Below are 7156 nucleotides of genomic sequence, written 5' to 3'. Positions count from 1 at the left end.
ATACCGGAGTCCTTCGGCGACAGCTGGTGGGAGTACGGGCTTGGATTCACCACCAAGCTCAACGACCGCAACAGTATTTACATGAGCCTGGAACGCTCCTCGGGCGGTAAATTCACCGAACCTTGGAAGGTCTACGCCGGCTGGAGGATCACCATTTAAAATCGGCGTTTATACGCGCCATCTGCGTCATAACTTTGGGCTCTGGTATCCTGCGGCAGGCGCACCCGCATGCTGCGGCAATATGGATAATTTAAAAATGTCCCCGCCCTGTGGCGGGGACATTGCCTTGCAATCGCCGTATAAAGATACGGCTCCGGTTCCAGAGCCCAAAGTTATTTAGCAACTCGCACTTCTAAACGCCGATTTCCTTTGGACGGGAAAAGAGATAAACAGCGATTTAGCTTTTGCCTTTGCTCTTAAAGGCGCCCTCTGTGAGGGAGCTGGCTCGGCGATGTTTTTTCGCCGAGACTGAGGGAGAGTTGACCTTATGTTCTCCCGCGGCTTTTGCCGCGGGCTCTGTATGGCGCGGTTTCCGCACCAAACAGAGCAACACTCCTTCCGTCTCGCCGCAAAAGCAGCGGCGATCCACCTTCCTCAGAGAGGAAGGCTTTAAGAAAAAACGCCGTTTATCATCGATTTACCGTTTCATCTCATCGAAGATAAACCGCTATTTATCGCCTCTCATAAAATAGACAAATCGGCGTTTATAAGCTGGCAATCAAAACGCGGTTTTGCGTTATCAAACTTAATTTGTCCTTCAATCGTTTAGTTTATTCATCAAACCTGCTTCCCAATACATCCACTGGTAATTTGGCGTAAAATCCCGTATAATATTTTGCGGCATAATTTTGCAACCGATTGCAAACAAAATTTTTACGGAGGTGCAACATGGCTAAGAAAAAACTGGTTTACGGGATCGACGACCGTCCGCCGACGCCGATATTGATTCTTGCCGGCGCGCAGCACGTCCTCACGCTCTTTGGCGCGACGACGCTCGTCCCACTCATTTTCGGCCCCGCAATGGGCATGACGACACAGCAGATAGGCGCCTTCATCGGCTGCGTCTATTTCAGCATGGGCATCGCTACTCTCATCTAGACACACCCCAAGCTCGGCTCTGGCCTGCCGATCGTGCAGGGATCGAGTTTCAGCTTCATCCCGCCGATAATGACGATCATCGGCGCCTATAAGAGCCTCGGCCCGGACGTCATCATGCAGTATGTCGGCGGCGCGCTCTTCGCGGGCGGCCTCGTCCTCTCGCTGCTCGGCTACAGCAAGCTCATCGGACGCATCAGAAAGATCATCACCCCCGTCGTCATCGGACCGACGATCATGGCGATCGGCTTCTCTCTCGCGCCGACGGCGATCCAGTTTAACGCCGCGAATTTCTGGCCGATATCGCTGCTCGTCGTGGCAATGGTATTTTTCTTCAGCCTCGTCTCCAAGAACAAGTATTTCAACATCTTCGCCGTGCTGGGCTCAATCGTGATCGCCTATCTGATCTGCCTAGCGCTCTCGCTGAGCGGCGTCTTCGCCGCGGGACATCCCGCCTATATCAACCTTCAGAGCGTATACGACGCGCCGTGGCTGCGCTATAAGCTCTTTATGCCCTGGGGCGCGCCCAAATTTTCGGGGCTTGCGATAGGCGCGATCGCCGCGGGTTTCTTCTGCGTCATGATCGAATCAATCGGCGACTATCATAACTGTTCATACGCGGCGGGCATCGACGACCCGACGCCGGAACAGATCAACCGCGGCATCGGCGCGGAGGGTATGTGCTGCGCGCTCTCCGGTCTGCTCGGTTCGGTCGGCACCACCTCCTACACTGAAAATATCGGCCTCATCGGCCTCACCGGCGTCGCGAGCCGTCACGTAGTGCGCGCGGGAGCAGTGATACTCATCCTTCTCTCGCTGATCGGCAAACTCGGCGCGCTGATCGCGACGATGCCTTCGCCGGTCATCGGCGGCGCTTACATCACGCTCTTCGGCACGATCGGCGCTCTCGGCATCCAGAACCTTATGCGCGCCGACATGGGAAGCCAGCGCAACGTGCTCATCGTCGGCTTCGCCTTCCTCATGGCTCTCGGCCTCCTCGGATGGGTGGAGCCGAACCAGGCCCTTTTCACGGGCTTCTTCGGAACAACCTTCGGCGGCATGATCTGGGCCGTCCTTAAGACGCCGATGGCGGTCGCGGGAATTCTCGCCGCTATCTGCGACAACCTCATCCCCGGCACGCCGCAGGAGCGCGGCATCACCGGCGGTGTAGAAGAGGCGCAGGAGAACGTGAAAAAGCCGAAAGCTTAAATATTAAATATAAAAATTTTTCACATACGCGCTATGAAGGGGAGGCTGCCGCCTCCCCTTTTTTGTTGGACTTTTGTTGGACTCTGTAAGATATAATCTTTTCATAAAAATAGGTACAATGGGAGGAATGTTCATTTATTTAATAGAACCTCCCGTTTTCCATAAAGGTGTGATGTTCAGGAGCATATTTTACATTAGTGTTACATTTCAGCATTATTATCCGCTAAGACTTAAACATTAGGCTGCCCTATTATGATATAGTATCCAGGTTAAACTAAAACAGCCGTTGAGAATGTAAAATATCTCGATATAAAAATGGCAGACGCTCCATGCGCCTGACAATCCAAGAAAGGTACGGTTACAGTATGATATCCTCCATCTCTAAAAGAAATATCTTCTTTGCCGCCATCGCCGCGGCTCTTTTACTCTTATATATAGTACCGCTTGGCTCTTATCCTCTGATGGAACCCGACGAGGGACGCTACGCGGAGATACCGCGCGAGATGATCGCTACCGGTAATTACATTACGCCGATGCTGAACTACGTAAAATATTTTGAGAAGCCGGTATTCCTTTACTGGATGAACGCCGCGAGCTTCCACATCTTCGGGCAGAACGAATTCGCGGCGCGCGTCGGCGTGGCTCTCTGCGCACTCGCGGGCGCGCTGACGACGGCGATGCTCGGCTCCTTCATCTACGGGCGGATAGCGGGATTCCTCGCGGGGGTGGTGACGGCGACCTCGCTGCTCTATTTCGCGATCGGCACAATAAATATCACGGATATGCCGCTCTCTTTCTTCCTCACCCTGGTCTTCGCCTCCTTTTACGCCGCCCATGTCAAGGAGGAGAAAAAATATTACCTGCTCTTTTATTTCGCCTCCGCGATGGCGCTGCTCACAAAGGGGCTGATCGGCGTCGTGCTGCCCGGCGCGGTGATATTCTTCTATATTCTCGCGACAAGACAGTGGAAACTTTTCTATAAACCGCTCTATCTGCCGGGGCTAATCCTCTTTTTCGCGGTGAGCGTGCCGTGGTTCTATCTTGTCTGCCGCGACAACCCCGACTTTTTCCGCTTTTTCTTCATTCAGGAGCACTTCCTCCGCTACGCGACGAAGATGCACCACCGCTACGAACCCTTCTGGTTTTTCATCCCGATGATACCGGCGGGGATGATTCCCTGGACGGCCTTCCTGCCGCCGCTTTTCAGCAAAAAGAGCGTTGTGCGCTCGCCAAAGACGCCGGAGGAAAAGCGCGCCGTCACCTATCTGCTGCTCTGGTTTTCCGTTATCTTCCTCTTCTTCTCTTTTTCGGATTCCAAGCTGATCCCCTATATCATTCCCTGCATCCCGCCGCTCGCGATCCTGATCGGAGCCGACATCTTCCGAATGGCGACTGACAAGGAGTGGCATGGACACCCCGTCGTCTGGCTCGCGCTGACAAGCGGCCTGCTCGGTATGGGACTGATCGTATATCCGCTCTTCGGAGAGCACGCGAGCCCCGCGCAGGCCTGGCCGATCGCCGTGAAGGCTGGTTTCGGGCTCATCGGCATGCCTGTCGTCGCCTGGTATTACACCTCACACGGCAGCAAGCGGTATAAAGAGGCGGTCAAGGCGCTCATCCTCTGCTCGGTGCTTTTTATCTCAGGGCTGCAGGATGTCTACAACATCGTCGCCCCCATGCGTACCATGAAAGATGTCTCCGACGTAATAATCAAAGAGAGAAGGCCGGGAGATGTGATCGTCGCCTACGACGAGGTGCTGCAGGGTATCCCCTTCTACACAAAGCAGCGGGTGATGATGGTCGGCCACCCGGGCGAACTTGAGTACGGCGCGAACCAACCGGAGGGCAGGGGCTGGTTCCTGACAAAGGAAGAGTTCCTGCGGCAGTGGCGGGCGAGAGAAAAACGCTTTATACTGGTCGTGAAAAATGACGGGCGTTTCGAAGAATTATTCCCCGACGGCAGCACCGGAACGGCGGAAAAGATAGAAAGCGGAAAATATTTGATTCTCTTCTATAGAGAGGAGCCTACAAAATGAGAAAAGAATTTTTGCCCTTCGCCAAGCCGAGTATCAGCGAAGAGGCCATTTCGGATGTCGCCGATTCGATTCGCAGCGGCTGGCTCGCGATGGGGCCGAAGACGATACAGTTCGAGGAAAATTTTGCGAAATACACCGGCGCGAGTTACGCGCTCTCCGTCAACTCCGCTACCGCCGGTCTGCACTGCGCGCTGATGGCGCTGGGCGTCGGCTCCGGAGACGAGGTGGTCACCACGCCGATGACCTTCGCGGTGACGGTGAACGCGATACTCTTCACGGGGGCGAAGCCGGTATTCGCCGATATAGACCGCCGTACTCTGGACATCGTGCCGGAAAATATCGAGCGCGCGATAACGAAGGCGACGAAGGCGGTGATCCCCGTCCACTTCGCGGGAACGCCCTGCGATATGGATAAGATCGAGGCGATAGCCGCCGCCCACGGCCTCGCGGTGATCGAAGACGCGGCACACGCGCTCGGCGCCTCCTACAAAGGGCGCAGGATCGGCGCGGACCGCGGGGCGCGGCATCTATCCGTCTTCAGCTTCCACCCGACGAAGAACATCACGACCGGCGAGGGCGGCATGATCTGCACCGAAGACGAGGAGCTCGCCGAGAGGATCATGGTTCTGCGCCAGAACGGCATGTCCAAGGGAGCCTGGAACCGCTACGCGGCGAAGGGCAGCGCCAATTACGACATCTTCTTCCCCGGCCTCAAATATACGATGATGGACATCCAGGCGGCGATCGGAAATTCACAGATGAAGGAGCTCGAATCCTTCAACCGCCGCCGCGCGGAGATCGCCGGCTTTTATCTGCGCGAGCTAGCGGGAATCGAGGGGCTCATACTCCCGCAGCGCGCGCCCTGGGACTACGAGCATTCGTGGCACATCTTCACCCCCTTCGTCGACATCGACAAACTGGGCTTCACACGCGACGAATTCATGGCGCGCATGAAGGAGCGCAACATCGGCACGGCGCTCCACTATCAGGCGCTGCACCTCTTCACCTGCTACCATGAGGTTACCGGCATGGGACGCGGAGATCTGCCGGAGGCGGAATATGTCTCCGACCGTATCGTATCGCTGCCGCTCTTCCCCGCAATGACAGACGGGGACGCGCGCGACGCCGTCACGGCGATAAAAGAGGTCTGCGGTAAATGTTAACACAAAGGGCTGACGGAGAACCGCGCGTGACGGCGGCGGGGATAGAGGTCTCGGTCGTCATCCCCGCCTATAACGAAGAGGAGTCGCTGCACAAGCTCTTTGAAGAGCTGTGGCCCGTGATGGAGAATCTCGGACGCGGCTTTGAGGTAATTTTTATCAACGACGGCAGCCGCGACGCGACGATGGGAATACTCTACGATTTCTATAAAATCCATCCCGAGATGCGCGTGATCGACCTCGGGGCGAACTTCGGACAGCATATGGCGATCATGGCGGGTTTCGACCACGCGCGCGGCGGCAAGATAATCACCCTTGACGCCGACCTGCAGAATCCGCCCTCGGAGATACCGAACATCCTCAAACAGATGGACGAAGGACACGACGTCGTCGGCACATACCGCGTAGGCCGCCGGGACCCCCTCTTTCGCAAGATCGCCTCAAAGTGCATCAACAAGCTCACAAACCGCATCGCAAAGCTCAAGATCCGCGATTATGGCTGTATGCTGCGCGGCTACGACCGCCGTATCATCGACATCATCAACCACAGCCAGGAGACGACGACCTTCATCCCCGCCCTCGCGCAGAAATTCGCCGTCAACCCCATAGAGATCCCCGTCGCCCATCGTGAGCGGGAGCTCGGCGAGTCCAAATATGGCCTTTTTCAGCTGATACGCCTCAACTTCGACCTTATGACGAGCTTTTCTCTCGTGCCCCTTCAGCTCGTAACGATGGCCGGCATGCTGCTGTCAATGATCTCCTTCCTGCTGCTATTTTATATGTTCGCACGTCGGCTCTTCCTAGGCATCGGCACCTGGCAGCTCTTCCTTGAACAGGCGTTCGAGGCCTCCGAGTTCGTCATCAGCGGCATCACGCTCTTTTCGCTCGGCATCATCGGAGAGTACATTGGCCGTATCTACCGCGAGGTGAGCAAACGTCCGCGCTATTCGATACGGAAAATTTTTGAGCATACCGCGGAAGGCTCCGATGGACAGGCCTAAGATCGTCCTTTTCGCGTACAGCGAGGTCGGCTGTCTCTGCCTGGAGGAGCTGATAAAAGATGGTGCGAACATCGCCGCCGTCTTCACACACAACGACGACCCGGGCGAGGAGATATGGTTTCGCTCGGTGAGGGCGATCGCGGAAAAAAACGGCATTCCCGTGTGCACGCCGCAAAAACTCGGCGCGGAGGAGGCCGATTATCTGCGCTCCCTTGAGCCGGAGCTCATCCTCTCCTGCTACTACCGCGCGCTGATACCGAAGGCGGTGCTCGACATGCCGCGCCTCGGCGCCTACAACATTCACGGGGCGCTGCTGCCGAAATACCGCGGACGCGCCTGCGTCAACTGGGCGGTGCTTAACGGCGAAAAAGAGACAGGCGCGACGCTTCACGTAATGACGGAGAGGGCCGACCGCGGCGACATCGTCGACCAGGAGCGGGTGCCGATAGAGTTTACCGACACGGCCTACGACGTCTTTATGAAGGTGGCGGAGGCCGCGCGGCTGATATTGGCGCGCCGTCTGCCTGAGCTTGAGGCGGGAACGGCGCCGCGCCGTCCGCAGGACGAGGCGGAGGCGACCTGCTTTGGACGCCGCCGTCCCGAAGACGGTGAAATCGACTGGGACAAAAGCGCCGTGGAGATTTATAATCTTATA

At 56.5% G+C, this 7156-nt stretch carries 5 protein-coding genes and 1 pseudogene; all 6 read left to right on the top strand.

The window, feature by feature from the left end; all coding sequences use genetic code 11:
• Positions 1–159: an autotransporter outer membrane beta-barrel domain-containing protein gene (locus LIO98_RS15385; RefSeq protein WP_363304042.1), complete on the top strand. Its 159-nt coding sequence runs from the start codon at positions 1–3 to the stop codon at positions 157–159.
• A gap of 729 nt (positions 160–888) precedes the next feature.
• Positions 889–2304: pseudogene (locus tag LIO98_RS06125) on the top strand (solute carrier family 23 protein).
• A 365-nt stretch (positions 2305–2669) separates the two neighbouring features.
• Complete coding sequence (locus tag LIO98_RS06120) at positions 2670–4340, top strand: glycosyltransferase family 39 protein (RefSeq protein WP_291954238.1); 1671 nt, start codon at positions 2670–2672, stop codon at positions 4338–4340.
• On the top strand, positions 4337–5503 hold the full coding sequence (locus tag LIO98_RS06115; RefSeq protein ID WP_291954235.1) for a DegT/DnrJ/EryC1/StrS family aminotransferase: 1167 nt from the start codon (positions 4337–4339) through the stop codon (positions 5501–5503). The genes LIO98_RS06120 and LIO98_RS06115 overlap by 4 nt, the downstream gene beginning before the upstream one ends.
• A complete protein-coding gene (locus LIO98_RS06110; RefSeq protein ID WP_291954231.1) occupies positions 5497–6501 on the top strand; it encodes a glycosyltransferase in 1005 nt (334 codons plus the stop codon). The genes LIO98_RS06115 and LIO98_RS06110 overlap by 7 nt, the downstream gene beginning before the upstream one ends.
• A partial coding sequence (locus tag LIO98_RS06105; protein WP_291954228.1) for a formyltransferase occupies positions 6488–7156 on the top strand: 669 nt, incomplete at its 3' end. The genes LIO98_RS06110 and LIO98_RS06105, both read left to right, overlap by 14 nt.

This window comes from Cloacibacillus sp., assembly GCF_020860125.1.
In the GTDB taxonomy this organism is placed as follows: Bacteria; Synergistota; Synergistia; order Synergistales; family Synergistaceae; genus Cloacibacillus.
This window is presented reverse-complemented; position numbering and strand designations above follow the sequence as displayed.